The sequence below is a fragment of the Dellaglioa sp. CoH-55-MRSF-9 genome, assembly GCF_056782155.1.
On sequence record NZ_JBXAYG010000116.1, the window covers coordinates 1 to 258 of the forward strand.

1 protein-coding gene is annotated in these 258 nt (G+C 53.1%); it reads right to left on the bottom strand.

Going from position 1 to position 258, the window contains the following annotated elements:
* Window positions 1–258 (bottom strand): hypothetical protein (locus AC1RPV_RS08010; protein ID WP_481764238.1); only part of this gene is annotated, 258 nt, incomplete at both ends.

The following is a 258-nucleotide window of genomic DNA, read 5'->3' on the forward strand; positions in this document are numbered from 1 at the left end:
CTGTTAGCGCGTTCAGGAACGCAGCTTCCACCGGGCTGTTTTGACTTGTTGGCCACTGGTATTTCTGGGCAGCGGACTCGCGCGCTACACCCACCGAATCGTCAAATTCTGTGAGAGGAAGATACGGAGCCAGATACACGCGGAAATCTTCAATGTCGGTGGACAGTCCACTAAGTTCTGCTGTTAGGCTTTCGCGCAACCACTCAAGCTGAGAGACCGGTGCTGTTACAGGACCTTCGTAGTGGTTCTGTGTAGATT